The 26,104-nt window shown below is 69.2% G+C and carries 29 protein-coding genes; 15 read left to right on the forward strand and 14 right to left on the reverse strand.

The window, feature by feature from the left end:
• Window positions 1-20: 20 nt before the first annotated feature.
• Window positions 21-1,457 (reverse strand): GuaB1 family IMP dehydrogenase-related protein, encoded by a 1,437-nt coding sequence (locus NJ4_RS02840; RefSeq protein WP_067429846.1) that lies wholly within the window; start codon window positions 1,455-1,457, stop codon window positions 21-23.
• 53 nt (window positions 1,458-1,510) lie between these two features.
• Here NJ4_RS02840 and galK point away from each other — a divergent pair, with 53 nt between their 5' ends.
• Window positions 1,511-2,668 carry a galactokinase gene (gene galK / locus NJ4_RS02845; protein ID WP_217996725.1) on the forward strand — a complete coding sequence of 386 codons (1,158 nt, stop codon included), beginning with the start codon at window positions 1,511-1,513 and terminating at the stop codon, window positions 2,666-2,668.
• A 34-nt stretch (window positions 2,669-2,702) separates the two neighbouring features.
• Here galK and NJ4_RS02850 read toward each other — a convergent pair whose 3' ends face one another.
• Entirely contained in the window at window positions 2,703-3,314 is a 612-nt protein-coding gene (locus NJ4_RS02850) for a hypothetical protein (RefSeq protein ID WP_157550630.1), read from the reverse strand.
• Between the two features lie 92 nt (window positions 3,315-3,406).
• On the opposite strand from NJ4_RS02850, the gene NJ4_RS02855 reads away from it, so the two are divergent.
• On the forward strand, window positions 3,407-3,694 hold the full coding sequence (locus tag NJ4_RS02855; protein WP_067429857.1) for a YiaA/YiaB family inner membrane protein: 288 nt from the start codon (window positions 3,407-3,409) through the stop codon (window positions 3,692-3,694).
• 117 nt (window positions 3,695-3,811) lie between these two features.
• Here the strand turns inward: NJ4_RS02855 and NJ4_RS02860 are convergent, their stop codons facing one another.
• Both NJ4_RS02860 and NJ4_RS02865 read right to left on the reverse strand, forming a co-directional pair.
• Window positions 3,812-5,023 carry an acyl-CoA dehydrogenase family protein gene (locus NJ4_RS02860; protein ID WP_067429858.1) on the reverse strand — a complete coding sequence of 404 codons (1,212 nt, stop codon included), beginning with the start codon at window positions 5,021-5,023 and terminating at the stop codon, window positions 3,812-3,814.
• Between the two features lie 30 nt (window positions 5,024-5,053).
• Entirely contained in the window at window positions 5,054-6,430 is a 1,377-nt protein-coding gene (locus NJ4_RS02865) for an acyl-CoA dehydrogenase family protein (RefSeq protein WP_157550632.1), read from the reverse strand.
• A gap of 117 nt (window positions 6,431-6,547) precedes the next feature.
• Between NJ4_RS02865 and NJ4_RS02870 the strand changes: the two genes are divergently transcribed.
• Both NJ4_RS02870 and def read left to right on the forward strand, forming a co-directional pair.
• On the forward strand, window positions 6,548-7,366 hold the full coding sequence (locus NJ4_RS02870) for a hypothetical protein (protein WP_067429860.1): 819 nt from the start codon (window positions 6,548-6,550) through the stop codon (window positions 7,364-7,366).
• 8 nt (window positions 7,367-7,374) lie between these two features.
• Entirely contained in the window at window positions 7,375-7,971 is a 597-nt protein-coding gene (def, locus tag NJ4_RS02875; RefSeq protein WP_067430026.1) for a peptide deformylase, read from the forward strand.
• Between the two features lie 36 nt (window positions 7,972-8,007).
• Here def and NJ4_RS02880 read toward each other — a convergent pair whose 3' ends face one another.
• Window positions 8,008-8,706 carry a GNAT family N-acetyltransferase gene (locus NJ4_RS02880; RefSeq protein ID WP_169799206.1) on the reverse strand — a complete coding sequence of 233 codons (699 nt, stop codon included), beginning with the start codon at window positions 8,704-8,706 and terminating at the stop codon, window positions 8,008-8,010.
• Between the two features lie 73 nt (window positions 8,707-8,779).
• Here NJ4_RS02880 and NJ4_RS02885 point away from each other — a divergent pair, with 73 nt between their 5' ends.
• Together NJ4_RS02885 and NJ4_RS02890 are read left to right on the forward strand one after the other, a co-directional pair.
• On the forward strand, window positions 8,780-9,304 hold the full coding sequence (locus tag NJ4_RS02885; protein WP_067429866.1) for a sugar transferase: 525 nt from the start codon (window positions 8,780-8,782) through the stop codon (window positions 9,302-9,304).
• A complete protein-coding gene (locus NJ4_RS02890) occupies window positions 9,301-10,314 on the forward strand; it encodes a hypothetical protein (RefSeq protein ID WP_067429869.1) in 1,014 nt (337 codons plus the stop codon). Before NJ4_RS02885 ends, NJ4_RS02890 begins: the two co-directional genes overlap by 4 nt.
• A 53-nt stretch (window positions 10,315-10,367) precedes the next feature.
• Here NJ4_RS02890 and NJ4_RS02895 read toward each other — a convergent pair whose 3' ends face one another.
• From NJ4_RS02895 to cobT, 3 genes are read right to left on the reverse strand one after another with little or no spacing between them, the layout of a single operon-like run.
• On the reverse strand, window positions 10,368-11,171 hold the full coding sequence (locus NJ4_RS02895) for a TrmH family RNA methyltransferase (RefSeq protein ID WP_067429872.1): 804 nt from the start codon (window positions 11,169-11,171) through the stop codon (window positions 10,368-10,370).
• On the reverse strand, window positions 11,164-12,381 hold the full coding sequence (cobA, locus tag NJ4_RS02900; RefSeq protein ID WP_067429875.1) for a uroporphyrinogen-III C-methyltransferase: 1,218 nt from the start codon (window positions 12,379-12,381) through the stop codon (window positions 11,164-11,166). Before cobA ends, NJ4_RS02895 begins: the two co-directional genes overlap by 8 nt.
• Window positions 12,381-13,451, reverse strand: coding sequence for a nicotinate-nucleotide--dimethylbenzimidazole phosphoribosyltransferase (gene cobT / locus NJ4_RS02905; RefSeq protein WP_245644419.1), 1,071 nt, complete (start codon window positions 13,449-13,451; stop codon window positions 12,381-12,383). Before cobT ends, cobA begins: the two co-directional genes overlap by 1 nt.
• An 82-nt stretch (window positions 13,452-13,533) precedes the next feature.
• Here cobT and NJ4_RS02910 point away from each other — a divergent pair, with 82 nt between their 5' ends.
• Window positions 13,534-14,055, forward strand: coding sequence for a YbhB/YbcL family Raf kinase inhibitor-like protein (locus NJ4_RS02910; protein ID WP_067429878.1), 522 nt, complete (start codon window positions 13,534-13,536; stop codon window positions 14,053-14,055).
• 13 nt (window positions 14,056-14,068) lie between these two features.
• Here the strand turns inward: NJ4_RS02910 and NJ4_RS02915 are convergent, their stop codons facing one another.
• Complete coding sequence (locus NJ4_RS02915) at window positions 14,069-14,956, reverse strand: helix-turn-helix domain-containing protein (protein ID WP_082748118.1); 888 nt, start codon at window positions 14,954-14,956, stop codon at window positions 14,069-14,071.
• 27 nt (window positions 14,957-14,983) lie between these two features.
• On the opposite strand from NJ4_RS02915, the gene NJ4_RS02920 reads away from it, so the two are divergent.
• Window positions 14,984-15,475 carry a VOC family protein gene (locus NJ4_RS02920; RefSeq protein WP_067429881.1) on the forward strand — a complete coding sequence of 164 codons (492 nt, stop codon included), beginning with the start codon at window positions 14,984-14,986 and terminating at the stop codon, window positions 15,473-15,475.
• A gap of 172 nt (window positions 15,476-15,647) precedes the next feature.
• Here the strand turns inward: NJ4_RS02920 and NJ4_RS02925 are convergent, their stop codons facing one another.
• Both NJ4_RS02925 and NJ4_RS02930 read right to left on the reverse strand, forming a co-directional pair.
• On the reverse strand, window positions 15,648-16,283 hold the full coding sequence (locus NJ4_RS02925; RefSeq protein WP_067429883.1) for an FMN reductase: 636 nt from the start codon (window positions 16,281-16,283) through the stop codon (window positions 15,648-15,650).
• Window positions 16,284-16,344: 61 nt separating this feature from the next.
• Window positions 16,345-17,484: an LLM class flavin-dependent oxidoreductase gene (locus NJ4_RS02930; protein WP_067429884.1), complete on the reverse strand. Its 1,140-nt coding sequence runs from the start codon at window positions 17,482-17,484 to the stop codon at window positions 16,345-16,347.
• A 132-nt stretch (window positions 17,485-17,616) separates the two neighbouring features.
• Here NJ4_RS02930 and NJ4_RS02935 point away from each other — a divergent pair, with 132 nt between their 5' ends.
• Genes NJ4_RS02935 through NJ4_RS02955 form a run of 5 tightly spaced genes read left to right on the forward strand, consistent with a single transcriptional unit; the run spans window position 17,617 to window position 21,093 of the window.
• Window positions 17,617-18,111 (forward strand): DUF6174 domain-containing protein, encoded by a 495-nt coding sequence (locus NJ4_RS02935; protein ID WP_067429886.1) that lies wholly within the window; start codon window positions 17,617-17,619, stop codon window positions 18,109-18,111.
• A gap of 42 nt (window positions 18,112-18,153) precedes the next feature.
• Window positions 18,154-18,951, forward strand: coding sequence for an ABC transporter permease (locus tag NJ4_RS02940; RefSeq protein ID WP_067429889.1), 798 nt, complete (start codon window positions 18,154-18,156; stop codon window positions 18,949-18,951).
• The gene (locus NJ4_RS02945; RefSeq protein ID WP_245644420.1) at window positions 18,944-19,759 is read left to right on the forward strand and encodes an ABC transporter permease; all 816 of its coding nucleotides are present in this window, start codon (window positions 18,944-18,946) and stop codon (window positions 19,757-19,759) included. The genes NJ4_RS02940 and NJ4_RS02945 overlap by 8 nt, the downstream gene beginning before the upstream one ends.
• 1 nt (window position 19,760) lies before the next feature.
• Window positions 19,761-20,714: an ABC transporter ATP-binding protein gene (locus tag NJ4_RS02950; RefSeq protein WP_067429893.1), complete on the forward strand. Its 954-nt coding sequence runs from the start codon at window positions 19,761-19,763 to the stop codon at window positions 20,712-20,714.
• 4 nt (window positions 20,715-20,718) lie between these two features.
• Complete coding sequence (locus NJ4_RS02955; RefSeq protein ID WP_067430038.1) at window positions 20,719-21,093, forward strand: ankyrin repeat domain-containing protein; 375 nt, start codon at window positions 20,719-20,721, stop codon at window positions 21,091-21,093.
• A 63-nt stretch (window positions 21,094-21,156) separates the two neighbouring features.
• On the opposite strand, the gene NJ4_RS02960 is transcribed toward NJ4_RS02955, so the two are convergent.
• Window positions 21,157-22,662: a catalase gene (locus NJ4_RS02960; protein WP_067429896.1), complete on the reverse strand. Its 1,506-nt coding sequence runs from the start codon at window positions 22,660-22,662 to the stop codon at window positions 21,157-21,159.
• 115 nt (window positions 22,663-22,777) lie between these two features.
• On the opposite strand from NJ4_RS02960, the gene NJ4_RS02965 reads away from it, so the two are divergent.
• Both NJ4_RS02965 and NJ4_RS02970 read left to right on the forward strand, forming a co-directional pair.
• Window positions 22,778-23,731, forward strand: a complete 954-nt coding sequence (locus NJ4_RS02965; RefSeq protein WP_067429899.1) for an alpha/beta hydrolase — start codon at window positions 22,778-22,780, stop codon at window positions 23,729-23,731.
• A gap of 58 nt (window positions 23,732-23,789) precedes the next feature.
• Entirely contained in the window at window positions 23,790-24,143 is a 354-nt protein-coding gene (locus NJ4_RS02970; protein ID WP_067429902.1) for a DUF4267 domain-containing protein, read from the forward strand.
• A 41-nt stretch (window positions 24,144-24,184) separates the two neighbouring features.
• Here the strand turns inward: NJ4_RS02970 and NJ4_RS02975 are convergent, their stop codons facing one another.
• Together NJ4_RS02975 and NJ4_RS02980 are read right to left on the reverse strand one after the other, a co-directional pair.
• The gene (locus NJ4_RS02975; protein ID WP_067429903.1) at window positions 24,185-24,949 is read right to left on the reverse strand and encodes a sulfite exporter TauE/SafE family protein; all 765 of its coding nucleotides are present in this window, start codon (window positions 24,947-24,949) and stop codon (window positions 24,185-24,187) included.
• On the reverse strand, window positions 24,946-26,061 hold the full coding sequence (locus NJ4_RS02980; RefSeq protein WP_067429909.1) for an SPFH domain-containing protein: 1,116 nt from the start codon (window positions 26,059-26,061) through the stop codon (window positions 24,946-24,948). The genes NJ4_RS02975 and NJ4_RS02980 overlap by 4 nt, the downstream gene beginning before the upstream one ends.
• Window positions 26,062-26,104: the final 43 nt, after the last annotated feature.

Here is a 26,104-nt window from a genome sequence, read left to right on the forward strand (position 1 = left end):
GGCCGACCCGCGAGGAGCTCTCACCAGCTCGTCGACAACGGCCGGCCCTCGTGGAACCCGGCCGCCGACTGCACGCCCACGACGGCGCGGTCGTGGAACTCGGCCAACGTGGTGGCGCCCGCATAGGTGGCCGAGGAACGCACGCCCGAGCAGATCTGGTCGATCAGGTCCTCGACGCCCGGACGCTGCGGTTCGAGGTACATCCGCGAGGAGCTGATCCCCTCTTCGTAGAGGCCCTTGCGTGCTCGGTCGTAGGCCGACTCGGTCGACGTACGGTTCGCGACGGCCCGGGCCGAGGCCATGCCGAACGACACCTTGAACGCCCGCCCGTCGGAGTCGGTGAGCAGGTCGCCCGGCGACTCATGGGTGCCGGCGAACCAGGAGCCGATCATCACCGAGGAGGCGCCGGCGGCCAAGGCCAGCGCGACGTCGCGCGGGTGGCGCACTCCCCCATCGGCCCACACGTGCTTGCCGAGCTCGCGGGCGGTGGTGGCGCACTCCAGGACGGCGGAGAACTGCGGTCGCCCGACACCGGTCATCATCCGGGTGGTGCACATGGCGCCGGGTCCGACCCCGACCTTGATGATGTCGGCGCCGGCCTCGATCAGCGCCCGGGTGCCCTCGGCGTCGACCACGTTGCCCGCCGCGACCGGGACGGACGGATCAAGCGCGCGGACCGCACGGAGTGCTTCGACCATCCGGTCCTGATGGCCGTGCGCGGTGTCGACGACGAGGCAGTCGACGCCGGCGGTGAGCAGCTCCTCCGCCTTGGCCGCGACGTCACCGTTGACGCCCACGGCTGCCGCGATCCGCAGACCACCGGCGGCATCGACGGCGGGCGTGTAGAGGGTGGCCCGGAGGGCGCCGGTGCGGGTCAGGACTCCGACGAGGTCGCCGTTGTCGTCGACCGCCACAGCCAGTGGTGCCCGGGCAGTGTCGATCGCGTCGAAGGCCTCGCGTGGGTCGGCATCGGCCGCCAGCCGGACGAACCCGGTGGTCATCACGTCACGCACCTGTGCGAACCGGTCGACCTCGACGCAGTCCGCCTCCCCGACCACGCCCACGGGGCGGCCACCGTCGACCACCACGGCAGCCCGGTGGCTGCGCTTCGGGATCAGGGCCAGGGCCTCGGACACGGTCTGGTCAGGCCGCAGCTCGATGGGGGTGTCGAAGACGAGGTGGCGAGACTTCACGAACCGGACCACGTCGGCCACCACCGGGATCGGGATGTCCTGCGGGATCACGGTCAGCCCGCCGCGACGAGCGACGGTCTCGGCCATCCGCTTGCCCGCGATCGCGGTCATGTTGGCCACCACGAGGGGCAGCGTCGCTCCGGTGCCGTCGGTGGTGGACAGGTCGACGTCGTACCTGCTGGCCACCGCGGAGTGACGCGGAACCATGAAGACGTCGTCGTAGGTCAGGTCGTTGGTCGGGGCAGTGTCGTGAAGGAAGCGCACGAGAGCCGAATCTACCTGCGAGTCCCTGGGACTGACGCATCTATAGTGGCCGGGTGGATCACCTGGACCCCGGCACCACCCCCTGGATGGCGGCGAGAGTCGGCAAGGCGTTCGAGCAGGCGTACGGCGGCACGCCTGACCTCGTCGCTCGAGCTCCCGGACGGGTGAACCTGATCGGTGAGCACACCGACTACAACGGTGGCCGCTGCCTGCCACTGGCCCTCCCCCACGCGACCTATGTCGCGGCCCGGCGGCGTGAGGACGACAGGGTCCGCATCAGCAGTCTCACTGTCGAAGGCGAGTGGACCGGAAGCACCAAGGACCTGGCCGCGGCCCCCGGCTGGGCCAGCTATGTGACCGGGGTCCTGTGGGTGCTCGAGGTCGAGCGCGGGTTCGACCTCGTGATCGCCAGCTCGGTGCCGGTGGGAAGCGGGCTCTCCAGCTCGGCCGCCCTCGAATGCGCGGTCGCGGTCGCCGTCGATGCCCTCCACGGCCACCCCTTGGACGACGTACGCCGCCGCCACCTGGCCGCCGCGTGCATGCGGGCCGAGTCGGAGATCGCCGGCGCACCCACCGGCGGCATGGACCAGCTGGTCGCGATGCTGGCACCCGACGGTGACGCCCTGCTGATCGACTTCCACGACGACAGCACCCGGCCGGTGCCGGTGCCGTTGCAGGAGGGCGGCCTGCAGCTGCTGGTGATCGACACCGGCGTGCGGCACGCCCTGGCCGACGGCGCCTACGCCGCGCGCCGTCGGGAGTGTGAGGCGGCCGCGCACCTGCTCGGCGTACCGACACTGGCCAGGGCCTCCGAGGACAGCTGGTCACGGCTCTCCGACGACGTGCTGATGCGCCGGGCGCGCCACGTGCTCACCGAGTGCGAGCGCGTCGACACCGCCGACCAGGCGATCATCGAGGGCGAGTGGGCCGAGCTCGGAGCCGTGCTGGATGCCTCGCACGCTTCGCTGGCCCACGACTTCGAGGTCAGTTGTGCCGAGCTCGACGTGGCGGTCGAGACGGCCCGGGCCGCGGGCGCCCTGGGGGCCCGGATGACGGGTGGCGGCTTCGGTGGCTCCGTGATCGCCCTGGCGCCCGCGGATCGCGTCACCGATGTCGCGGCGACGGTGGCCGCGGCGTACGCCGCGCGCGGCTGGTCCTCGCCCACGTTCCTGGTGGCCGAGCCGTCCGCGCCGGCCGGGGTCGTGGGCTGACACCCGGCCCGCCGGCCCGGTCGTGGCGTGGGCCTCAGTGGCCGGGCGGGGGCTCGAGCCCGCAGTCGCGCAGCTCCAGGTGGGCCAGGGCACGGATCACCGCCGGGTCTCCCTGACGCCACGCCCCCGCCGGGTCGTCACTGATCTGTGCCAGTCGGTGCAACGGCTGGTTGGCCAGGGCCCGCATCGCGAAGAGGTCGATGTCGTGCGTGGAGTCGACGAACCGACGCCCGGCCGTCGCGTTGCGGATGAACCGCAGCCTGGGCGGCAGGTAGAACGCGGCGAGCAGGACACCGGGGCCGAGTGCCAGGGAGAGACCGAGCTTCCAGGCCAGCACTCTCAGCGAGTGCTCGGTGCGGTCACCGGCATCGGCCAGGTTCTGGGCCGACTCCTCGGCCTTGAGGAACGGCGACGACGCTGCCTGGCCGAGCAACGGGATGCCACCCAGGGAGTCGGCTGCCTCCCCCATGTTGTCGGCCAGCGAGGTGGCCGCCTGCTGGGTGCGCTCGGTGGGCTCGGTCAGCTCCATCGTGGACTGGAACGTGCTGATCCCCTGCCAGATCCAGAACCCGATCCAGACGATGAAGACGACGTCGGCGGCGATCTGCCGGGTCCTTCGCTGCTGGTGGTCGGCGTACATCTTCATGGACGTATCCGACCACATGGGTGCGGGTACTCAGGGCAACTCGGGTAGCCGGGCGGGTACGCCGGCCCGTCGCGCTGGGCAGAGTTGTCGTCATGAGCAACGAACTCCCCTCCAAGTCCACCAACGCCTTCTTCCTCCAGGCCGGCATCTCCTTCGGCATCGCCTTGATCACGATGATCCTGGCGGTCTGCTACCTGCCGGTCGATCCCTGGATCCGGGCCTTCCTGGCGCTCGGCACCCTGTTCCTGACCACGTCGTCGTTCACCCTCGCCAAGTGCGTGCGTGACGCCCAGGAGAACCAGGCGGTCTACGCCCGTCTCGACCAGGCTCGGGTCGACAAGATCCTCGCCGAGCACGACCCGTTCCGGCCCGCCGTCTGAGCCGCGGACTCCCACGATCTGTCCCGGTGCGGGGGTCCGGGACAGGAAAACGCCCCGACCACGTGAGTGGTCGGGGCGTCTCCATGTCCCTGTCAGAGACAGGCACTGTTCACCGGGTCACTTCAGCTCGGCGCTCGAGAGACCCAGGAGGCGGCGGGCGACGATCAGCTGCTGGATCTGCTGCGTGCCCTCGAAGATGTCGAGGATCTTGGAGTCGCGCGACCACTTCTCGAGCAGCTCGGTCTCGCTGTAGCCCACGCCGGCAGCCAGCTCGACGCAGCTGAGCGTGATGTCCGAACCCACGCGGCCGGCCTTCGCCTTGGCCATCGAGGCCTCCAGCGAGTTGGGCAGCTGGTTGTCGGCCATCCAGGCGGCCTGCATGGTGAGCAGCTGTGCGCCCTCCCAGTCGGCCTCCATCTGCAGGAACTTCGCGGCGGCGGCGGACTGGAGCTGGGCGGGGCGGTCGTAGTCGATCTCGACGCCGGCCTCCTCGAGCAGCCCACGGGTGAGGTCGAGTGAGGCGCGGGCACAGCCCACGGCCATCGCGGCGACCAGCGGGCGCGTGTTGTCGAAGGTCGCCATGGCACCGGCGAACCCCTGCTTGACGTCCACCTCGGGCGAACCGAGGAGGTTGGCGGCCGGCACCCGGCAGTCGGTGAAGGTGATCACCGCGGTGTCGGAGGCCCGGATGCCGAGCTTGTGCTCGAGGCGCTCGACGTTCATGCCGGGCGTGCCCTTGGTGACCACGAACGACTTGATCGCAGCGCGGCCGAGGGACTTGTCCAGCGTTGCCCAGACGACCACGCTGTCGGCGCGCTCACCCGAGGTGACGAAGATCTTCTCGCCGTTGAGGACGTACTCGTCGCCGTCCTTGCGGGCGGTCGTCGAGAGGTTGGCGGAGTCGGAGCCCATGCCGGGCTCGGTGATCGCCATCGCCGCCCAGGTGCCTTCGAAGCGCTTGAGCTGCTCGTCGTTGGCGACCGAGGCGATGGCCGAGTTGCCGAGGCCCTGGCGGGGCATCGACAAGAGCAGGCCGGTGTCGCCCCAGCACATCTCGGCGACGGAGAGGACGGACGCGAGGTTCGCCCCGTTCTTCACGGTCTTGTTGGTGTCGGCCTCCTCACGGCGTACGCCGGTGGCGCCGGCACCCTCGGAGGCGCCGGACTCGGAGAGCCCGTCGATCATCGCGGCCAGCATGTCGAGTTCCTTGGGGTACTCGTGCTCGCCGAGGTCGTACTTGCGGGAGATGGGGCGCAGCATGTTCATCGCGACCTGGTGGGCCTGGTCGATGAGGGCGCGGTGCTTCTTGGGGGTTTCGAGATTGATCATGGTCGTGTGTGTCCAGTCGTGAGCCGAGGCTCAGACCAGCACGCCTCCTTCCACGAGGCCGATTGCCCGCAAGTCGCGGTACCAACGCTCCACCGGGTGCTCCTTGACGAAGCCGTGGCCGCCGAGCAGCTGGACGCCGTCGAGACCGATCTGCATGCCCTTGTCGCCGCAGGCCTTGCGGGCCAGGGCGACCTCACGGGAGAAGTCCTTGCCCTGGGCGGCACGCGAGGCGGCCTTGTAGGTCAGCAGCCGCATGGACTGCAGCTCGATCGCGATGTTGGCGACCATGAACGCCACGCTCTGGCGGTGGCTGATCGGCTCACCGAAGGCCTGACGCTCGTTGACGTACGTCGTGACGTAGTCGAGCACGGCCTGAGCGGTGCCGACGGCGAGCGCGCACCAGGCCAGCCGGGAGAGTCGCACGGCCTCGAGGTACGTCGACCCGTCGGTCTCACCGAGGATCGCCTCGGCCGGGACCGTGACGTCCTCGAGGGTGATCTTGGCCAGGCTGGCGGCACGGACGCCCATGGCCGGGTCGCCCTCGACGAGCAGGCCCTGGGCCTTGGACTCGACCAGGAACAGCACGTTCTTGCCGTCGAGGTCGGCGCCGATGATGAACAGCTCGGCCTGCGCACCGCGCGGCACCAGGGTCTTCACACCGTTGAGCACGTAGCCGCCGTCGGTCTTGGTGGCCAACGTCCCGGGCTTGAGCACGTCGAAGAGCACCTTCGACTCGTTGAGGGCCAGAGCCGCGGCGGGAACGTCGTCGCCGGTGAACTCGGGGAGGTAGGTCGACTGCTGCTCGTCGGTGCCCCACAGGGAGAGTGCGGTGGCGACCGCGCCGGGCGCGAGCGCGGCCACAGCCAGACCCATGTCGCCCTTGGCGAGAGCCTCGGCGACCAGGGTGCCGGCCATCGCCGAACGCTCCTCGGAGATGCCGCCGAGCTTCTCGGGGACCCCGAGGATGGGCAGGCCGATCTCGAGGGAGGACTTGAGCAGGTCATCGGGGGCGAGGCAGGTCTCGTTGGCCTCGGCAGCCGCGGGGCGAAGCGCCTCGGCGGCGAACTCGGAGACCACGTCGACGAGCATCTGCTCGTCCTCGGTGGGCGTCAGGTCGAAGACTCCGGTGGGGTTCGCCGTGGGCACGCGGACGCCGTCGGCGCCCTTCTTGCCCTTCTTCGCGAAGGCGCGACCTGCCTGACCGGCCACCTTGAATCCACTGCGGGTCACGGTGAAGACGGTCTGCTCGGTCTGCTTGCGCAGGCCCATCCGGTCGATGAGCTCACTCTGGGCGAGCTTGTTCAGCGCGAGGACGGCGTAGCCGATCGGGTCTCGCGACTCGCGGTTGGACAGGCCGTGCTTGCCGCCCGGCGAGACCGCGTTCTTGGTTGCTTTGATCAGGGACATAAGGAAAATGTAACTCGGAGTTACACATGGCGCCACACTTACTTCCCGTGGCGCAGGTCACAGGCTCTCGCGCCGGTAGGCTGATCTCCTCAGCACAGCGTTCGTGGAGGGGTTTCGATGGCCGAGTGGCGCCACCGTCAGAGGGCGGCCGAACTGGTCGGCGCTCTCATCGAGGGCGGCAACCGGCTGATCCGGCGCCGGCCCGGCGACCTGGGCACCTTCCTGCTCGCCCTCGACGGCACCGAGGCAGGACACCTGCTGGCCAGCCCGGAAGGGCGGCGCGACGCACTCGTCCATCTCGGCACGGCCTGGCAGGCAACCGTCACGGTGCTGGCTCGCCCCGACACGCTGCCCGAAGTGGTGGAGCACCGGACCAGGGTGCGCGTCCATCCCGCTGCGCCGTGGCTCACCGCAGGTGTTGCCGCCGCCGGATCCGGCGCGGTGGTGGCCGGCTCCGCGCCGGTGGCACTCGAAGCGCTCGGTGCCGCAGCAGTCGCCGCGGTCACCGCACTCGGGGCCGGATGGCTGTGGCGTCCTCGACCCTCCAGGTCGGACCGACGGTTCGTGATCGGCGGTGCCGCGGCGCTCACGGCACGAGCCCAGGCCCTCGTGTCCCGCCAGACGGGTCACGGATCGGAGCTGAGAGGCGCGCATCGCCTGCTCGCCCTGATCGAGGGCGGTAGCGAGGAGGTCGCACACGCCGAGCACGCCGCCGCCGAGGCCGGACTGATGGATGAGAGCCACCAGCTCGTCGTCGGCACCGCGATGCCACCGTCGCATCACGCACTGGTGGACGACGTGCTGCTCCAGCGCGCCGAGCTGGTCCGGTCGCTGCTCGGGCTCCAACAGCTCGTCGTGCGCGTCGACGAGGATGCCCGCCGGTCCCGACGAGATGCCTACCGCCGGCTGCTGGACGACCCGCTCGACGACCTATGATCTGGCCCATGTCGGCCACCGAACCCGCACCCCTCACTCCTCACGGACCACTGCCCGAAGGCGGCACCGTCCGACCGATGACGCGGTGGGGCACGCCGGTCATGCACTCCCCCCAGAAGAAGGTGACCACCTACGACGACGAGCTACGCGCGCTGGTCGCCGACATGGTGGCCACGATGTACGCCGCCGAGGGAGTCGGACTGGCCGCCTGTCAGATCGGCGTCGACCTGGCCGTCGTCGTCTTCGACTGCCCCGACGAGAGCGGTCGTCGTACGGTCGGGGTGGTCTGCAACCCCGAGGTGACGCTGCCCGAGGGCAAGGACCGCGTGCTCGACGTCGCCGACGAGGGATGCCTCTCGTTCCCCGGAGCATTCGTCGAGTGCGGGCGCCCCGACTTCGCCTCGGTCACCGGCACCGGCCTGGACGGCGAGCCCGTCACCTTCGAGGGCGACGGGTTGTTGGCCCGTTGCCTCCAGCACGAGACCGACCACACACACGGCACCGTCTTCGGTGACCGCATCAGCGACCGCAACCGCAAGAAGCTCACCAAGCAGCACGACAAGCTCGCCGAGGACTACCCGGAGAACTGGCCCGTGGAGGACTGAGCCGGATCCAGGCTGAGGTGCACCCGGGCGCGCTCGTCAACGCCCGAGCACGACGGCAAGCTGCACGCCCACCCGCTGGAAGCCCAGTCGCACGGCGACCTCCTCCGACGCGGTGTTGCCGATGCGACAGCGCCACTGCGGCACGAGCGCCTCGTTCTGGGCGACCTGCGCGGCGCGGGCGGCTGCCACCGCCGCATAGCCCATCCCGCGCCACTCGGGATCGGTGAGCACACCGAGCTGGGCCAGGTTGCGTCCCCACCGCTCGTAGCCGGCCACGGCCGCCACCCGCCCGTCGGGACGGCGCGCCGCCACCCGTGCGGGCATGTCGATCAGCCCGCTCTCCTCCCACTCCTCGAGCGTGCAGCGATCACGCAGCATGTCGACGTTCTGCACCGGACCGACGGCCACCTCGATGCCGGTCGGCACCTCCACACGGTCGACGTACGACAGGCTGGCCGCCGCAATCGGATCGGGGTGCAGGCCCCCGAGCGCTGACGTCACCGCGTCGAGGTCGCACCGCCGCTCGGGCGCGAGGCGCTCGAGGCGATCAATGGCCGCCGCCGGGCCGACGGCTACGTGGGCTCCCCACAGCTCGACCATCACCAGGGCGTGCGTGTCATCACGCGTGAACGTCGTGAATCCGGACGTGGAGAAGGCCTCGACCGGGATCTCGAACTCCTCGGCCCAGCCTTCGCGGACCTGCGCAAGCGTGGTGTCGTTCAGGGACGGGCTCATCGTCGCCATCGTGCCATGACGCCAAAGTGACCAGCGATGGCAACCCATTCGGCGCCCCGTGCGTCGTAGGGGCATGGTGCAACGACTTGGCGCGGCGATCGGCGTGATCGTGCTGGCTCCTCTGCTCGCGGTGGTGGCGTTGGTGATCCGCCTGATCGACGGCGGGCCGGTGCTGTTCCGGCAGCCACGTCTTGGTCTGGGACGTCGGCCCTTCACGATCCTGAAGTTCCGCACGATGCGCGACGGGAACGTCACCCGGGTGGGCCGGCTGTTGCGCCGGACGGGGCTCGACGAGCTGCCACAGCTGGTCAACATCGCGCGGGGCGACATGCGCTTCATCGGCCCGCGCCCCCTCACCGATGCCGACGTGACGCGTCTGGAGTGGGACTCCCCCAGGCAAGACACGCGCTGGCAGGTGCCGCCGGGGCTCACCGGCTACGCCCAGTTGGCACCGACCTGTGACCGGCAGCTGTCGTGGTCGCTCGACGAGGACTATGCGCAACACCGCTACCCGGGGCTCGACCTCCGGATCCTGCTCGCGTCGTTCACGGCGCTGGCACTGGGCAAACAACGCGCGAAGGACTGGTTCTGGCGATGAAGGTCTTGGTCAACGGCGTCGGCAACATCGGTACGACGCTGCTTCAGGTGCTCTCCACCCACCGCGACCTGCTCGGCATCGACGAGGTCCTGGCCCACAAGTCGACGGTGCGTCCGTGGGACGTCCCGCAGCTCGAACGCCTCAAGGACTCCGGCGTCGTGCTGGTCGGCGACGCCTACACCGCGCAGGCGACCCTCGACCAGGTGGCCCACGACATCGACTACGTCTTCGATGCGGGCCGCAACGGGTTCGGCATCGAGCGCCGCTCGCTCTACGAGACGTTCCCACGGCTCCTCGGGGCGTCGGCGCAGGGCACCGAGACCACCTTCGGCACTCCCTACGTGCTCGGTCTCGGCATGGACGCCTCGGCCCAACGGTGGACGCACATCCCCTCCTGCAACACGCATTCGGCTCTCGCGGTGCTGCGCACCCTGACCGACGGTGACCTCGACGACGTGGCCTTCGGTGACTTCGTGGTCGCGCGACGCAGTGAGGACGTCGGCAACCACGAGCGCCTCGTGGCCGGCAACGTCGTCGCCCGCCACCTCGACCCGGTGCTCGGCACCCACCACGCGATCGACGCCGACAAGGTGCTCGCGGTCCTGGGCAGGCGGCTGCCCATCCAGTCCTCCGACATCACCACGCCGAGCCAGTTCCTGCACAGCACCCGGTTCTCGCTGCGACTGCGGTCGGCTCCGTCCGCGTCCGAGGTGCGCGACCGCATCGCGCGGTCGTCGTACGTCACGAGCACGCAGGTCTTCGACACGAACAAGGTCTTCGAGATCGGCCGTCGCTTCGGGTTGGGCGGGCGACTGTTCAACCAGGCGATCTTCGTGGCCGACAACCTCCTGGTCAACGACGACCTGGTCAGCGGCTGGGCCATGGTGCCGCAGGAGGGCAACACGATCCTCTCGACGTGCGCGGCGTTCCTCCAACGCTCGTGCGGCGTCACCGAGGCCGAGGTGCGGACTGCGGCGCTGGCGGAGAAGTTGCTGATCGGCCCCCTGTAGGCCGCCGGCAGAACGTCCTGGGTCGAGGTCGCCACAACGACCGGGTCCAGGGGTCAGCGGCGGACGGTGATGTAGCAGGCGACCGCAGATGCGGCGGCGACGTTGAGCGAGTCGATGCCCTCACGCATCGGAATGATCGCGCGCCGGTCGGCCGACTGCTCCCAACGAGTGGAGAGTCCGTGGCCCTCTCCCCCCAGGACCAGGGCGACCTTCTCCTGGCCCGAGACCGCGTCCTCGATGGGAGTGGCGTCGTCGGCCAGGGTCAGTGCGACGGTGGTGAACCCGCGTGCGGACAGGGACGGCAGGGCGTCGTACCAGTCGTCGAGGCGGGTCCACGGCGTGGTGAAGACCGCGCCCATGCCGACCTTGATCGAACGGCGGTAGAGCGGGTCGGCGCACCGGGGCGCCAGCAGCACGGCGTCGAAGCCGAGGGCCGCACCGCTGCGGAAGATGGCACCGACATTCGTGTGGTCGACGATGTCCTCGAGCACCAGCACCGACCGGGCCTGGGCGAGCACCGCATCGATCGTGGGCAACGGCTTGCGGTGCAGTGACGCCAGGGCGCCTCGGTGAACGTGGAAGCCGGTGACCTCCTCGGCGGCGCGCTCCCCCATCACGAAGCAGGGCGCGTCGCTGTGCCCGAGAACGTCACCCAGACCGTCGAGCCACTTCGGCGCCATCAGGAACGAGCGCGCCGCGTAGCCGGCCTCGACCGCGCGGCGGATGACCTTCTCGCCCTCGGCCAGGAACAGCCCGTTCTCGGCCTCGAGGTTCTTGCGCAGCTGGACGTCGCGCAGGTCGCGGTAGTCCGCCAGCCGAGGGTCGGCCGGGTCGTCGATCGTGAGGAGCTCAGCCACGCCCGAAATGCTCCGGGCGGGCCACCGCCACCACCTCGCCGATCACGATGATCGCCGGCGGCGTGACGGACTGGGCCTCGATGTCGGCAGCCAGGGTGCCCAACGTCGAGAGGACCGTGCGCTCCTCGGGCATGGTGCCGTCCATGATCACGGCCACCGGGGTGGCGACGTCACGACCCTCGGCGACCAGGGTCTCGGCGATGGCCGGCGCGTTCCGCACGGCCATCAGCAGCACCACCGTCCCCTGCATCTGCGCGACCGCGGACCAGTTGACCAGCGAGTCGGCGTGACCGGGCGGCAGGTGACCGGAGATCACCGTGAACTCGTGGGTCACGCCGCGGTGGGTGACCGGGATGCCGACCCGGGCAGGCACGGCGATGGACGAGGAGAGACCCGGGACCACCTCGACGGGTACGCCGGCAGCCTTGCAGGCGATGACCTCCTCGAAGCCACGGCCGAAGACGAAGTTGTCGCCACCCTTGAAGCGCACCACTCGCTTGCCCTCAAGAGCGCGCTCGACGATCACCTGGTTGATGAACTCCTGGCTGGCCGAACGACCGCGCGGCAGCTTCGCCACGTCGATCAGCTCGGTCTCCGGGGAGAGCTCGTCGAGCAGCTCGCGCGGGGCCAGGCGATCGGCCACCACCACGTCGGCCGAGGCCAGCGCGTTGCGGGCGGCCAGGGTGACCAGCTCCGGGTCGCCCGGGCCGCCACCGACCAGGACGACCCCCGGGGTGTGGTCGTGGTTGGCGGTGATCAGCCCTTCGCGCAGGGCGTGCATGATCTCGTCACGCACCTGGGCCGACTGCCTGGGCTCGCGATTGCCCAGCACGGCGACGGTGACGGTGCCGTGGTGACCGGTGGCCGGCGTCCAGGCGGTCGCCTCGCGGGCATCGTCGGAGCGCACGCAGAAGATGCGGCGCACCTCGGCCGCGGCCGCCACGGCGGCATTCGTTGCCGGGTCGTCGGTGGCTGCGATCGCGTACCACGCCTCGTCGAGGTCGGTCTCGACGAATTCGCGCAGCTCGATGCTGATCTCGTTGCCAAGCCCCTCGATCGCGGGCGTGACCTCGGGAGAGACCAGGTGTACGTCGGCCCCTGCGGCGATCAGCGGTGGGACCCGACGCTGGGCGACGTGCCCGCCACCGACCACGACCACCTTGCGGCCGGCCAGCCGCAGCCCGGACGGGTAGGGAACGAAGTCGCTCATCAGTTGTCCTTGTTCGCCACGCCGGCGGAGTCGAAGGTGGCCATCTCGTCGAGGATCAGAGCAGCTGAGCGGACCAGCGGGAAGGCGAGGGCGGCACCACTGCCCTCACCGAGACGCAGGTCGAGGTCGACAAGGGGTCGCAGGCCCAGCTTCTCCAGCGCGGTGCGGTGGCCGGGTTCGACACTGCGGTGCCCGGCGAAGCAGTGGTCGACGGCGTCAACGGAGAGAGCCTGGGCGACCAGGGCGGCCGAGCCGGCGATGACGCCGTCGAGGATCACCGGCGTACGCCGCGCAGCGGCACCGAGGATGAACCCGACGAGCCCGGCGTGCTCCAGTCCGCCGACCTCGGCCAGCACGTCGATCGGGTCGGCGTCGGCGGACAACCGGGCCACCGCCTCGGCGACGACCCGGGTCTTGAGAGCCAGCGTCTGGTTGTCGATGCCGGTGCCGCGGCCGGTGACCACGTCGGCCGGCGTACCGGTGAAGGCGGAGAGAAGGCAGGCGGACGGCGTGGTGTTGCCGATGCCCATGTCGCCGGTGAGGAGGACGTCGTACCCGTCGTCGACGAGCTGGTCGGCGACCTCGATGCCCACCGCGATCGCCTGCTCGGCCTCGTCGCGGGTCATGGCGGGGCCGATGGAGAGATCCGCGGTGCCGCGACGGACGTTGCGGGCCAGGACGGTGTCGTCGCCGACCACCTCGGAGGCGACTCCGATGTCGATCACGCGGACCACGGCGCCGCAGGCCCGAGCCAGGACGTTGACCGCCGCTCCTCCGGCGCGGAAGTTCTCGACCATGCCGACGGTGACCTCCTGCGGCCACGGCGACACACCCTGGGCCAGCACCCCGTGGTCACCAGCGAAGACAGCCACTGCAGGGGCGGCGGGTGCCGGTGCCGGGCAGGCCCCGGCAATCCCGGCCAGGCGGATGGAGACCTCCTCGAGCACGCCCAGGGCGCCGGCCGGCTTGGTCAGCAGCGCCTGACGCTCGCGAGCCAGCTGCATGGCCTCCGTCGAGAGGGGGCGGATCGCAGCGAGAGTGGAGTCGAGGAGTTCACGTGGCGAGGTCACCGGGCCATTCTTCCGGACAACCGAGTCCGGAAGTGACCCGGCCACGTGGCGGACGCATCGATCGCCGGTTAGGTTCGGAGGTATGAGCATCGAGCGCCCCGTCAGCCCGAACCCCTACGACCTGCTCCCGGCCACGGCCGCCTTCACGGTGACCAGCACCGACGTCACCGACGGCCAACCACTCAAGGACGACCAGGTGGCCGCCGTGGGCAACACGTCACCGCAGCTGTCCTGGAGCGACGCCCCGCAAGGCACGAAGTCCTTCGTGATCACCTGCTTCGACCCGGATGCGCCCACACCCAGCGGCTTCTGGCACTGGGTGCTGGTCGACGTCCCGGCCGAGGTCACCTCCCTCGACACCGGTGCCGCAGCAGGAGACCTGCCCGGTGCGGCGTTCCACGTGCGCAACGACGGCGGTGACGCCGGCTTCATGGGTGCCGCTCCCCCGCAGGGCGACCAGGTGCACCGCTACTACTTCGTCGTCCACGCGGTCGGCGAGGAGTCACTCGGCGTCGACGCCGATGCCTCACCCGCGGTGGTGTCGTTCAACCTGGCGTTCAAGACGCTGGGCCGGGCGATCATCCACGGCACCTACCAGCACTGATCCCTCGACTGGTTCAGCGGGCTGCGTAGGCCCGTGGAGACATGCCGACCAGGTCGGTGAAGTCGCGGGTGAAGTGGGCCTGGTCGAACCACCCGAGCCTGGTGGCGAGGTCGGCGAGGTCGGCGTACTCCCCCGCGTCGATGAGCGTCACTGCGTCGTGCAGCCGATGGCGCTGCAGCACCCACTTGGGACCCACGCCGACGTAGCGACGGAACAGACGCTGCAGGGTGCGGACCGACATGGCGTGGCGCGATGCGACCTGCTCGACGGTGACCAGGGCCGGGTCGGCGACCAGATCGGCCACGATCGCGAGCACCCGGTCGTACGTCGGATCCGGTGCCGGCAGGCGGGACAGCAGGAACTCGTCCATCACTCCGGCGCGTCCGAGATCGGATGCCTCAGCAAGCACGTCGTGCAGCAAGGTCGCGGCATCTGCGCCGAACACCATCTCGAGTGGCTCGATGCGATCGGTCCAGGCACCGACGTCCTCTCCGGTCCAGGCGCCGAAGCCACCGGGTCGGAACTTGATCCCGAAGGACCTGCCCTCCCCGCTCACGTCGATCGAGAACCGACGAGTCACCACACCGTGCACCAGCGCGGCGGGCATGGCGAGCCCGTGGTGCGGTTCGCTGCCCGACTCGACCGTCACGTGCACCGCGGGGTGCGGCACCACCTCCGAGAGGTACGACGACCCGACGGGAAGGTCCCAACGGACGGTCCAGTAGTGCTCGATCCAGCGGTCCAGCGCCGGGTCGGGCGCCGGCCGGTCGAGCTCGACGTACTTGGCGAACTGGTCGGGGCGCAGGATGCCCGCATCGGTGCTGGTGCTCGGTCGCCGGGCATCGGGCGGAAGGCTGCGACGCGCGGGTCGTGATGCTGTCGCGTTTGTCCAAGAGCCCATGGCCCCAGCCTAGGGAGACTCGGTGACATGACCACTGAACAGAAGACCCAGAACGTCGCCCCGATCCCCGCCGGCTACACCAGCCTCACGCCGTACTTCTGCTGCCGGGACGCAGCGAGGGCCATCGACTTCTACACTGCCGTGCTCGGCGCGAACGTCCTCAGCCGCATGGAGGCACCCGACGGCACGATCGCGCATGCCGAGCTCGAGGTGGCGAACGGGCGCATGCAGCTCAGCGACCCCGCCCCCGACCACAACCTGGCCGCACCCGACGGTGGCGACGTGGTCAGCCGGAGCACGGTGTTCTACTGCGAGGACGTCGACGCCGTGCACGCGGCCGCGGTGGCCGGCGGCGCGACGTCGTACGGCGAGCCCGACACGTTCGTGACCGGTGACCGCTACGCCGCGTTCCTCGACCCCTTCGGCCACCGCTGGGCCGTGATGACCCGGGTCGAGGACGTCGCCCCGGACGAGGCCGAGCGCCGGGTCAACGCGTGGCTCGAGGAAGAGGGCCGCTGATCTGCCGCGCCTGAGCAGACCGAGATTGCCAAACGCCCACACCCGCGGCCCAGTGAGCGAAGCGTCCATCGGAAAAGCGCCGCAGTCGCGGAGGAGCATCACGAGGTGCATGCCGAGGAGAGCAGTACCCACTGTCTCGGGGGATGCCCCTCTCAGTCGCCGTGATTGGGGATCAGCGGGACGCGGCGGCCAGCATCGACGCGAAGTCAGGGGTGTCCTCGGGGTTGTCGATGGTCACCTTGACCGGGCGCTGTGCCCGGCTCGGCGCCTCGTCAGCGAGCAGCGCCACGAGTTGACGCGCCGCACGCTGCACCCGGCCGGTCAGCGCCCCGCCGTTCGTGCTGCCGAAGTCCTCGCTGGCCGCGAACACCCCGGTGGGTACGACGACCGCCTTGAGGTAGGCGAACATCGGCCGCAGGGCGTGCTCGAGAACCAGCGAGTGCCGGGCCGTTCCGGCGGTGGCCGCGATCAGCACCGGCGTTCCGTCGAGCGCGTCGTTGTCGAGCGCGTCGAAGAACATCTTGAACAGCCCACTGTAGGAGGCGGTGAAGACCGGCGACACCGCGATCACGGCATCGGCATGTGCCACCGACGCCAGAGCTCCCTCGAGATCGCCCGAGGCGAACCCGGTGAGCATGAAGTCGGCCAGGTTGTGCGCCAGCGGCCGCAGCTCGATGACGTCGACATCGACCTCACGACCGCTCGACTCGAGCCGGCGTACCGTCTCGGCGGCCAGCTGGTCGGCCAACAGTCGGGTGGACGACGGGTCGCTCAGCCCGGCGGTGACGACGGCGATCTTCAGGGTCATGACTCTTCCTTTCCTTGGTTTCGAGACGGGCGCTGCACGCCCTCCTCAACCGGTGGCGACTTCAGACGGTGGCGGGTGACTTGCCAGTGACGTCGTCGACGCCGTGGACCGTGCTCTCGCGGGGGCCGCCCGCGGCGTCGACCAGCGACGCGTGAGTCGGGGCGTCTGGCACGTGGGCCGGCTTCAGCGCGGCGAACTCCTTGCGGAGCACCGGCACGACCTCCTCGCCGAGGATGTCGAGCTGCTCGAGCACGGTCTTCAACGGCAGGCCGGCGTGGTCGACCAGCCACAGCTGGCGCTGGTAGTCGCCGGCGTAGTCGCGGAAGCCGAGGGTCTGCTCGATCACCTGCTGGGGCGAGCCGACCATCAGCGGCGTCTGCTGCATGAAGTCCTCCAGCGACGGGCCGTGTCCGTAGACCGGGGCGTTGTCGAAGTAGGGCCGGAACTCGTTGACGGCGTCCTGGCTGTTCTTGCGCATGAACACCTGTCCACCCAGTCCGACGATGGCCTGGTCGGCGGTGCCGTGGCCGTAGTGCTCGAAGCGCTGCCGGTAGAACCGCACCATCTTCGCCGCGTGCGAGGCGGGCCAGAAGATGTGGTTGTGGAAGTAGCCGTCGCCGTAGTAGGCGGCCTGCTCGGCAATCTCGGGAGACCGGATCGAGCCGTGCCAGACGAACGGCGCCACCCCGTCGAGCGGGCGCGGGCTGGAGGTGAAGCCCTGCAGGGGCGTGCGGTACTTGCCCTCCCAGTCGACCGACTCCTCGCGCCACAGCTTGTGCAGCAGCGCGTAGTTCTCGATCGCCAGCGGGATGCCGTCGCGGATGTCCTTGCCGAACCACGGGTAGACCGGGCCGGTGTTGCCGCGCCCCATCATCAGGTCGACGCGGCCCTCGGCGAGGTGTTGGAGGTAGGCGTAGTCCTCGGCGAGGCGCACCGGGTCGTTGGTGGTGATCAACGTGGTCGAGGTCGAGAGCACGATGCGCTCGGTCTGCGCGGCGATGTTGGCCAGCAGCACCGTCGGGTTGGCGGGTGCGGCGAACGGCGGGTTGTGGTGCTCGCCCGTCGCGAAGACGTCGAGACCGACCTCTTCGACCTTCTTGGCGATCTCGACCGTGGCCTTGATCCGCTCGTGCTCGGACAGCGTGCGACCCGTGGTCGGGTCGGTGGTGACGTCGCCGACGGTGAAGACTCCGAACTGCATCACTGACTCCTCAAGTAGTTGAATATGCAATCACCCGGCACAACGACACTCCCCTGCCGACTATTCCCACGCCGCATCCAGCCTGACAACCAGACCCGGGAACCGCGCCGGCGTCGCGGCCGTCGTACTGCCATGAAGACGCTCACGACGATCCTGACGGCCGGGCTGCTGCTCCTCACCGGCTGCGGGTCCGGCGAGGACACCGACGACCACACCACCGGCCGCGACCGGCCCACCGAGGGCATCACCGAAGTGAGCACACCGCACACCCGACTGCTCGAGGCCAAGGAACGCTGGGCGGACTCCGACACCACCCGCTACGAGTGGACCTACGAGCGACAGTGCTTCTGCCCGGCGCTCACGGCCCGCATCGACGTGGACGGCGACACGGTCGTGTCGTGGAAGAACCTCGCCGACCGCTCCGACGACCACCCACCCGAGATCCTCACCATGGACGACCTCTTCGACCAGGTGGAGACCGCACTGAACGAGTCCGAGAAGGTGACGGTCACCTATGACCCCGAGACCGGCGCCGTACGCCGACTCTCGGTCGACCACCTGATGAACGCGATGGACGATGAGTACAGCTATCGGGTCAAGCGAGTGGTGCCGCTGGCTGTGCGATGATCGGTCGCCCCGTTCTTCCGTTCGGCCCGCCGGAGGTCTCCGATGCTCCACGTCGCCATCGCGACGCGAGCGTTCCGGCGCTACTCGACGTACGGCGCCGCGACCCTGGCCGGCATCTTCACCAACAGCGTCTTCGGCATCATCATGTGCTTCGTCTACGTCGAGGTCTGGAACCAGCGCCCTGACGCCGGTGGGTACGACGTCTCGGACGCCCTGACCTACGTCTGGCTCGGTCAGGCGATGCTGATGACGATGGCGATCTTCGGCGGCGGCTCCCCCGACGACCTGGCCACCCGGATCAAGTCCGGCGACGTGGCCATCGACCTCTACCGACCGGTCGGGCTCCTCGGCTGGTACCTCGCGGCCGACCTGGGCCGGGCGGCGTACCACCTGTGCACGCGCGGGCTCGCCCCGACAGTCGTGGGTGCGCTGCTGTTCGACCTCACCTTCCCGAGCGCGCCATGGGTCTGGCTGGTCTTCCTGGCCACACTGCCGATCGCAGTGACGGTCAGCTTCGGGCTCCGCCTGCTGATCGCGCTCACCACGTTCTGGATCTTCGACGACACCGGCCCGCGGATGATGCTGGTCGTCCTGGGCACGTTCTTCAGCGGCATGACCGTGCCGCTGGTGATCTTCCCGGGCGCGCTGCGCGATCTCGCGATGGCGCTGCCCTGGGCCTCCCTGCTGCAGGTGCCGGCCGACATCTGGCTCGGCCACCGCACCGGCTGGGAGATCGTCACCGGCTACGGGTTCATGGTCGCGTGGGCCGTGGCCCTGATGGTGGCGTGCGCCGGCGTGCTCCGCCTGGCCGAGCGTCGAGTGGTGGTGCAGGGTGGCTGAGCCCGCCCCGTTGCGGGGCGCCTGGACCGGCTACTGGCAGATTGCGGCGATGTGGGTCCACGCGTCGATGGCCTACCCACTGTCGTTCTGGCTCCTGACCCTCGGCGGGTTCGTGATCGGCGGGCTCGACTTCGTGGGCATCTGGATCCTCTTCCACAGCATCGACGCGATGGGCGGCTTCAGCCTCACCGAGGTCGGCTTCCTCTACGGCGCCACCGGCCTGGGCCTGGCGCTGGCCGACATGTACGTCGGACGCATCGAACGGCTCGGCCAGATGATCCGGATGGGCACCCTCGACACGATGATGGTCAAGCCGATTCCGCTGCTGGCACAGGTCTGCTCCAACGAGTTCGCACTGCGCCGGCTGGCGCGGGTGTTCCTGTGCGTGCTGGTCTTCGCCTGGGCCAGCCTGTACGTCGACTGGACGGCGCTGCGGGTGGTGGTGGCCGCGGTGATGATCGTCAGTGGCGCCCTGATCTTCTTCTCGGTCTTCATCATGCTGGCCTGCATCCAGTTCTGGACCGCCGATGCCGTCGAGGTGGCCAACGCGTTCACCTACGGCGGCAACACGGTCACGCAGTACCCGCTGGCGATCTTCCCGAGCGAGGTGGTGAAGGGGCTGACCTTCCTCATGCCGCTCGCGTTCGTGAACTGGTACCCGGCGCTGTTCATCCTCGACCGCGAGGACCCCTTCGGATTCCCGGAGTGGTTCCAGTTCCTCTCCCCCGTGGTCGCGGTCGTCATGGTCACCCTGACCACGTTCGTGTGGCGCTTCGGCGTCCGTCACTACCGCTCGACGGGAAGTTGAGATGCCCCCACTCATCGACGTACGCGACCTCGGCCGCACCTTCACCGTGCGCAAGAAGGCCGGCCTGATGCGACGAACCAGCCACGACGTCGAGGCGGTGCGCGACCTCTCCTTCTCGATCGAGGCCGGCGAGATGGTCGGCTACATCGGCCCGAACGGCGCCGGCAAGTCGACCACGATCAAGATGCTCACCGGGATCCTCGTGCCCAGCGCCGGTGAGATCCGCGTCGCCGGGCTCGACCCGTCGCGGCGGCGTACCGAGCTGGCCACGCGGATCGGCGTCGTCTTCGGCCAGCGCACCACCCTGTGGTGGGACCTGCCACTGCGCGACTCCTTCGACCTGCTCCAGAAGATCTATCGCACGGACCCGGCACGGCACCGGGAGAACCTCGCGGAGTTCCTCGAGCTGCTCGACCTGCACGACCTGCTCGACACCCCGGTGCGACAGCTGTCCCTGGGCCAACGCATGCGCGGCGACATCGTCGCGGCCCTGTTGCACGACCCGGAGATCCTCTACCTCGACGAGCCGACGATCGGGCTCGACGTGGTCAGCAAGGGTCGACTGCGCGCGTTCCTGCGCACGCTGAACCAGCAGCGCGGCACCACGCTGTTGCTCACCACGCACGACCTGCAGGACATCGAAGCCCTGTGCGACCGGGTGATCGTGATCGACCACGGCACCGCGGTCTTCGACGGCAGCCTGGCCGGGCTCCACCGGCGGGGTGGCTCGAGACGGACCCTGGTCGTCGACCTCGTCGACCAGGCGGCGCCGATCACGGTGCCCGGAGCCGAGGTGGTCAAGGTCGAGGGCCCGCGCCAGTGGCTGGCCTTCCCGACCGAGTCGAGTGCCGCGCCGATCGTGGCCGCGGTGGCAGCGGCGTACGACGTGGCCGACCTGTCGTTGCGCGAGCCCGACATCGAGGACGTCATCCGTTCGATCTATGCGGGACACTGACCTCATGAGTGAGTTGACCCCCGAGCAGACCGAACGCGTCGTGGCCATGGCGATGGACCTGGCGCGCACCGGCGAGACCGACCAGCTGGTGGAGTTCATCGACCATGGACTCCCGGTCGACAGCCGAGACGGGGGCGGCAACACCCTGCTGATGCTCGCCGCCTACCACGGCCATGCCGCCACGGTGGCCGCGCTCGTCGAGCGCGGTGCCGACGTCGACCTGCGCAACGAACGTGACCAGTCCCCCGTCGCCGGGGCGTTGTTCAAGGGCGCCGACGACGTGGTCGGCGTACTCGTCGCAGCAGGTGCCGATCTCGAGGCCGGTACGCCGTCCGCGCGTGCGGCCGCCGAGATGTTCGGCCGCACCCACCTGCTCTGAAATCAGATACTCCCTGACGTTCGGACCCCCCAGGGGGGCCGAACGTCAGGGAGTATCGATGGATCAGGCGGGGGTGTTGTCCGGGTTCGGGTCGGTGTCGCCGACCGCGCCTGCCTTCAGTGCCTCGATCGCCTTGCGCACGCCCTCGCCGTACGCCGGGTCGGCGGCGGTGCAATTGGCGATGTGCTTCTCGACCGACGTCTCCGAAGCGCCGTCGATGGCACGAGCGGTGTTCTCGAAGAGCACCTGCTGCTGCTCCGCGCTCATCAGGCGGAACAGGTCGCCGGGCTGCTCGAAGTAGTTGTCGTCGTCCTCACGGAAGTTGAACCGGTCGGCCGTCGACCCGATCGCCTGGGCCGGGTCGGCGTACGACGGCTGCTCGGCCCAGCGGCCGAAGTTGTTCGGCTCGATGCCGGGAACGCCACCCTGGTTGCCGTCCACGCGCATCGTGCCGTCGCGGTGGTAGGTGTTCAGGGCCGGTGCCGCCTTGGCGAAGTTCACCGGGATCTGGTGGTGGTTGACGCCGAGGCGGTAGCGCGCCGCGTCGCCGTAGGAGAACAGTCGACCCTGCAGCATGCGGTCGGGCGAGATGCTGATGCCGGGGATCAGGTTGGCCGGAGTGAAGGCGGCCTGCTCGACGTCGGCGAAGTAGTTCTCCGGGTTGCGGTTGAGCTCCCACTCGCCGACCTCGATCAGCGGGTAGTCCTTCTTCGACCAGACCTTGGTGAGGTCGAAGGGGTGGAAGCGGTAGTTCTCCGCGTCGGCCTCGGGCATCACCTGGATGAAGAGCTTCCACTTCGGGAAGTCACCGCGCTCGATGGCCTCGTAGAGGTCGCGCTGGCTGGACTCGCGGTCCTCGCCGACGAGCTTGGTGGCCTCCTCGTCGGTGAGGTTCTCGATGCCCTGCTGGGTGCGGTGGTGGAACTTGACCCAGAACCGCTCGCCGGCCTCGTTGATCATCGAGAACGTGTGGGAGCCGAAGCCGTGCATGTGACGGTAGGACTTCGGGATGCCTCGGTCCGACATCACGATCGTGACCTGGTGCAGCGCCTCGGGGAGGTTGGTCCAGAAGCCCCAGTTGTTCTCGGCGTCGCGCAGGTTGGTGCGCGGGTCGCGCTTCACGGCACGGTTCAGGTCGGGGAACTTCAGCGGGTCACGGAAGAAGAAGACCGGGGTGTTGTTGCCGACGATGTCCCAGTTGCCCTCCTCGGTGTAGAAGCGCACCGCGAAGCCACGGATGTCGCGCTCGGCGTCGGCCGCCCCGCGCTCGCCGGCCACGGTCGAGAACCGGGCGAACATCTCGGCCTCGTTGCCGACCTTGCTGAACAGCTTGGCCTTGGTGTACTTCGAGATGTCGTGGGTGACCTTGAACGTGCCGTAGGCGCCAGATCCCTTGGCGTGCATGCGTCGCTCGGGGATGACCTCGCGATCGAAGTGGGCCAGCTTCTCGAGGAACCAGAGGTCCTGCAGGAGCATGGGTCCACGCGGACCTGCGGTCAGGCTGTCCTGGTTGTTGGAGACCGGGGCACCGGCCGCCGTGGTCAACGGCTTGGTGTTCTCGTCACTCACTGATCGCTCCTTCGTCGGGGTGGGTCAACACCACGACTCAACCATCTTTTCTGGAATAATTCAAGAAACTCCGGACCACGTTCTGATGGCGTGTCGGGGCTGCGACAATCACCTCATGAGCGAGGTCGACACTGACGTCCTGGGGACGCCGTACACCGCCGAGACGATCACCCTTCCCGACGACGCCGAGGGCGCGGTGGTGGCCACGCTGGTCCGCCGCCCGGCACCCTCGCCGACCCGCCGGGCGGTGCTCCACGTGCACGGCTTCGCCGACTACTTCTTCCAGACCGAGTACGCCGAGTGGTGGAACGCGCGAGGCTACGACTTCTACGCCCTCGACCTGCGCAAGTACGGCAGGTCCATCCGGCCACATCAGACGCCCAACTACGTCGAGGACCTCAAGGAGTACTACCCCGACCTCGACGCGGCCTGGGCCCGTGTCACCGGACGCGACGACCACGACCATGTCGTGGTGACCGCCCACTCCACCGGCGGCCTGACCCTGCCCCTGTGGGCCAACGACCGTCGCCCCCCGTTGGCCGGGATGGTGCTCAACTCGCCCTGGTTCGACATGCAGGGCGCGTGGTGGACCCGCACGATCGGCACCACGGTGATCAAGCAGGTCGGCGCCCGGACACCGAAACGGGTGATCCCGCGACCGGTCAACGGTTTCTACACACGCAGCCTGCACCGTGACCACGAGGGCGAGTTCGACTTCGACCTGGCCTGGAAGCCGGTGGAGTCCCAGCCGGTCTATGCGGGGTGGCTGCGCGCGGTCCGCAACGGGCACGCCGAGCTGCACGCGGGCATCGAGGTGGGCTGCCCCTCCCTCGTCCTCTCCAGTGCCCGCAGCGCCGCCCCCGAACAGATGGATGACGCCGTGAACCGTCACGACATCGTCCTCGACGTCAGCCAGATCCGCCGGTGGGCGCCGTCGCTGGGGCGCCACGTCACCAGCATCGCCATCGAGGACGCCCGCCACGACGTCGTGCTGTCACTGCCCGAGGTGCGCAAGCAGGTGTATGCCGAGATGGACATCTGGCTGACGGCGTACGTCGACACCCACTGAGTGGACATCGTCGGAGGTTCGTCGACGAACGTCCGAGGGCGGCCGCTAGTCTCCGGTCATGAATCCCGTCACCGGACTGAACCTCGGCCGCCTCGTCCTCGGACTGCTGAGCCTGCTCACGCCCACGCTCGCCACCCGGATCTTCGGCCTCGACGGGGCGAAGAACCCCCAGCTCGGCTACATGACCCGGATGTTCGGCTCGCGTGAGGTCGCGGTCGGCGCGCTCACGCTCGCCGCCTCCGGCACTCGCCGACGTGACCTCGTGCTCGTCGGCGTCGGCATCGACGCGGCTGACGCCGTGGCCGGCATGGTCTCCGGCGCGAACGGCTCGGTCTCGAAGAAGACCGCCGTGCTGCTGACTCTTCCGGCTCTCGGCGCGGTCATCGCAGGAGTTGCCGGCCTCCGCAGGTAGGTCGCGTGCTCATCTGGTCGCTCCCGCCGCCACCCGGGCACTCAACCCGCCAGAAAGAAGACGAGCGCCACGATCCCGACCACGACGATCAGTGCGCGCAGCCCGGCAGACGGCAGACGACGACCGTACGTCGCTCCGACCTGCCCCCCGATCACGGCACCAGCGGCGATCAGCACGACCACCAACCAGTCGACGTCGGCCACGATCACGAAGATGATGCCAGCGACCCCGTTGACCAGCGCCGCCAACACGTTCTTCGCGCCGTTGAGCCGCTGCATCGTCTCGTCGATGCCGATGCCCATGACCGCCATCAACAGCACACCCTGGGCCGCGCCGAAGTAACCGCCGTACACGCCGGTCAGCAGCACCGCCGGCCACACCCACCACGCCCCGTGCTCGGGCAGGCCACCGGCCGCCTCGTGCCGCCTGGCCACCCATGCCGAGATCCGCGGCTGGAAGACGACCAGCACACAGCCCAGCACGATCAGCACCGGCACGACCGCCTCGAAGGCGCCTTCCGGGAGCACGAGCAACAGGATCGCGCCCGTCGTACCACCGATGAGTGAGGCCACCGAGAGGCGCACGATCCGGCCGCGCTGGCCGCGCAGCTCGCGGCGGTAGCCGACCGCGCCGGAGATCGAGCCCGGGACGAGCCCGACCGTGTTGGACACGTTCGCAGTCACCGGTGGTACGCCGAACGCGAGGAGGGTCGGGAACGTGATCAGCGTTCCCGACCCCACCACGGTGTTGATGGTGCCGGCGGCGAGCCCCGCAAACAGGATCGCCGCCGCTTCGAGCAGTGTCACTGGTTCGGTGGCACCTCAGGGTCGACCGGCGGCGTCGACGCACCAGCGGCCGAGTCCTTGCCGATGGCCGCGCCCTTGGCCTCGGCGATGGCCTCCTCGACCGCTGCGTGGGTGCTGGACAGGGTCGGGTCGGCCGGGTCGGGAATCTTCGGCGTGCTCGAACCCATGTCGACGCGCACCCGAGGCCCGTCGACGTCCTTCGGGATGCCACTGAGCTCGGTCATCGTGGAGCCGAGGCCCTCGAGCGCCTTGCCGATCTCGGACGGCACGATCCACACCTTGTTGGCGTCGCCCTCCGCGATCTTCGGCATCATCTGGAGGTACTGGTAGGCCAGCAGTGACTGGTCTGGACGGCCGTCGTGGATCGCCTGGAACACCGTCTGGATGGCCTGGCCCTCACCCTGGGCACGCAGGATCTGCGACTCACGGTCAGCCTGGGCCCGCAGGATCAGTGACTCGCGGTCACCCTCGGCGGAGAGAATCGCGGACTGCTTGGAACCCTCGGCGGTGAGGATCGCAGCCTGGCGCTGACCTTCGGCGGTGAGGATGACGGCACGCTTCTCACGGTCGGCGCGCATCTGCTTCTCCATCGAGTCCTTGATGGAGGGCGGCGGGTCGATGCCCTTGAGCTCGACACGGTTCACGCGGATGCCCCACTTGCCGGTCGCCTCGTCGAGCACGCCGCGCAGGCGGCTGTTGATCGCGTCACGACTGGTGAGGGTCTCCTCGAGGTCCATGCCGCCGACGATGTTGCGCAGCGTGGTCATGGTCAGCTGCTCGACGGCCTGGATGTAGTTGGCGATCTCGTAGGTCGCCGCCACCGGGTCGGTGACCTGGAAGTAGATGACGGTGTCTATCGAGACGACCAGGTTGTCCTCGGTGATCACCGGCTGGGGCGGGAACGAGACGACCTGCTCACGCAGGTCGATCATGTAGCGCACCTTGTCGATGAACGGCATCACGATGTTGAGGCCGGCCGGCAGCGAGCCCTTGTACTTGCCGAACCGTTCGACGATGCCGGCGCGCGCCTGCGGAACGATCCGCACAGTCTTGGCGAGCACGACGACGACGAACAGCAACAGCAGTAGCAACAGCACGAGTACTACGGGCATGTGCTCTTCCTTTCCCCGACGGAAGATCCGTCACTTGTTGCGA

Origin of the sequence: Nocardioides jensenii JCM 1364 = NBRC 14755, from assembly GCF_001552535.1 — a bacterium.
GTDB classification, from domain to species: Bacteria; Actinomycetota; Actinomycetes; order Propionibacteriales; family Nocardioidaceae; genus Nocardioides; species Nocardioides jensenii.

What these genes read in the sequence shown, in the direction of transcription:
- NJ4_RS02850 (WP_157550630.1), bottom strand. Translation starts at nt 3,314, where the DNA reads ATGAAGATGTACGCCGACCACCAGCAGCGAAGGACCCGGCAGATCGCC.
- NJ4_RS02855 (WP_067429857.1), top strand. Translation starts at nt 3,407, where the DNA reads ATGAGCAACGAACTCCCCTCCAAGTCCACCAACGCCTTCTTCCTCCAG.
- NJ4_RS02860 (WP_067429858.1), bottom strand. Translation starts at nt 5,023, where the DNA reads ATGATCAATCTCGAAACCCCCAAGAAGCACCGCGCCCTCATCGACCAG.
- NJ4_RS02865 (WP_157550632.1), bottom strand. Translation starts at nt 6,430, where the DNA reads ATGTCCCTGATCAAAGCAACCAAGAACGCGGTCTCGCCGGGCGGCAAG.
- NJ4_RS02870 (WP_067429860.1), top strand. Translation starts at nt 6,548, where the DNA reads ATGGCCGAGTGGCGCCACCGTCAGAGGGCGGCCGAACTGGTCGGCGCT.
- def (WP_067430026.1), top strand. Translation starts at nt 7,375, where the DNA reads ATGTCGGCCACCGAACCCGCACCCCTCACTCCTCACGGACCACTGCCC.
- NJ4_RS02880 (WP_169799206.1), bottom strand. Translation starts at nt 8,706, where the DNA reads ATGAGCCCGTCCCTGAACGACACCACGCTTGCGCAGGTCCGCGAAGGC.
- NJ4_RS02885 (WP_067429866.1), top strand. Translation starts at nt 8,780, where the DNA reads ATGGTGCAACGACTTGGCGCGGCGATCGGCGTGATCGTGCTGGCTCCT.
- NJ4_RS02890 (WP_067429869.1), top strand. Translation starts at nt 9,301, where the DNA reads ATGAAGGTCTTGGTCAACGGCGTCGGCAACATCGGTACGACGCTGCTT.
- cobA (WP_067429875.1), bottom strand. Translation starts at nt 12,381, where the DNA reads ATGAGCGACTTCGTTCCCTACCCGTCCGGGCTGCGGCTGGCCGGCCGC.
- NJ4_RS02910 (WP_067429878.1), top strand. Translation starts at nt 13,534, where the DNA reads ATGAGCATCGAGCGCCCCGTCAGCCCGAACCCCTACGACCTGCTCCCG.
- NJ4_RS02915 (WP_082748118.1), bottom strand. Translation starts at nt 14,956, where the DNA reads ATGGGCTCTTGGACAAACGCGACAGCATCACGACCCGCGCGTCGCAGC.
- NJ4_RS02920 (WP_067429881.1), top strand. Translation starts at nt 14,984, where the DNA reads ATGACCACTGAACAGAAGACCCAGAACGTCGCCCCGATCCCCGCCGGC.
- NJ4_RS02925 (WP_067429883.1), bottom strand. Translation starts at nt 16,283, where the DNA reads ATGACCCTGAAGATCGCCGTCGTCACCGCCGGGCTGAGCGACCCGTCG.
- NJ4_RS02930 (WP_067429884.1), bottom strand. Translation starts at nt 17,484, where the DNA reads ATGCAGTTCGGAGTCTTCACCGTCGGCGACGTCACCACCGACCCGACC.
- NJ4_RS02935 (WP_067429886.1), top strand. Translation starts at nt 17,617, where the DNA reads ATGAAGACGCTCACGACGATCCTGACGGCCGGGCTGCTGCTCCTCACC.
- NJ4_RS02940 (WP_067429889.1), top strand. Translation starts at nt 18,154, where the DNA reads ATGCTCCACGTCGCCATCGCGACGCGAGCGTTCCGGCGCTACTCGACG.
- NJ4_RS02950 (WP_067429893.1), top strand. Translation starts at nt 19,761, where the DNA reads ATGCCCCCACTCATCGACGTACGCGACCTCGGCCGCACCTTCACCGTG.
- NJ4_RS02955 (WP_067430038.1), top strand. Translation starts at nt 20,719, where the DNA reads ATGAGTGAGTTGACCCCCGAGCAGACCGAACGCGTCGTGGCCATGGCG.
- NJ4_RS02965 (WP_067429899.1), top strand. Translation starts at nt 22,778, where the DNA reads ATGAGCGAGGTCGACACTGACGTCCTGGGGACGCCGTACACCGCCGAG.
- NJ4_RS02970 (WP_067429902.1), top strand. Translation starts at nt 23,790, where the DNA reads ATGAATCCCGTCACCGGACTGAACCTCGGCCGCCTCGTCCTCGGACTG.
- NJ4_RS02980 (WP_067429909.1), bottom strand. Translation starts at nt 26,061, where the DNA reads ATGCCCGTAGTACTCGTGCTGTTGCTACTGCTGTTGCTGTTCGTCGTC.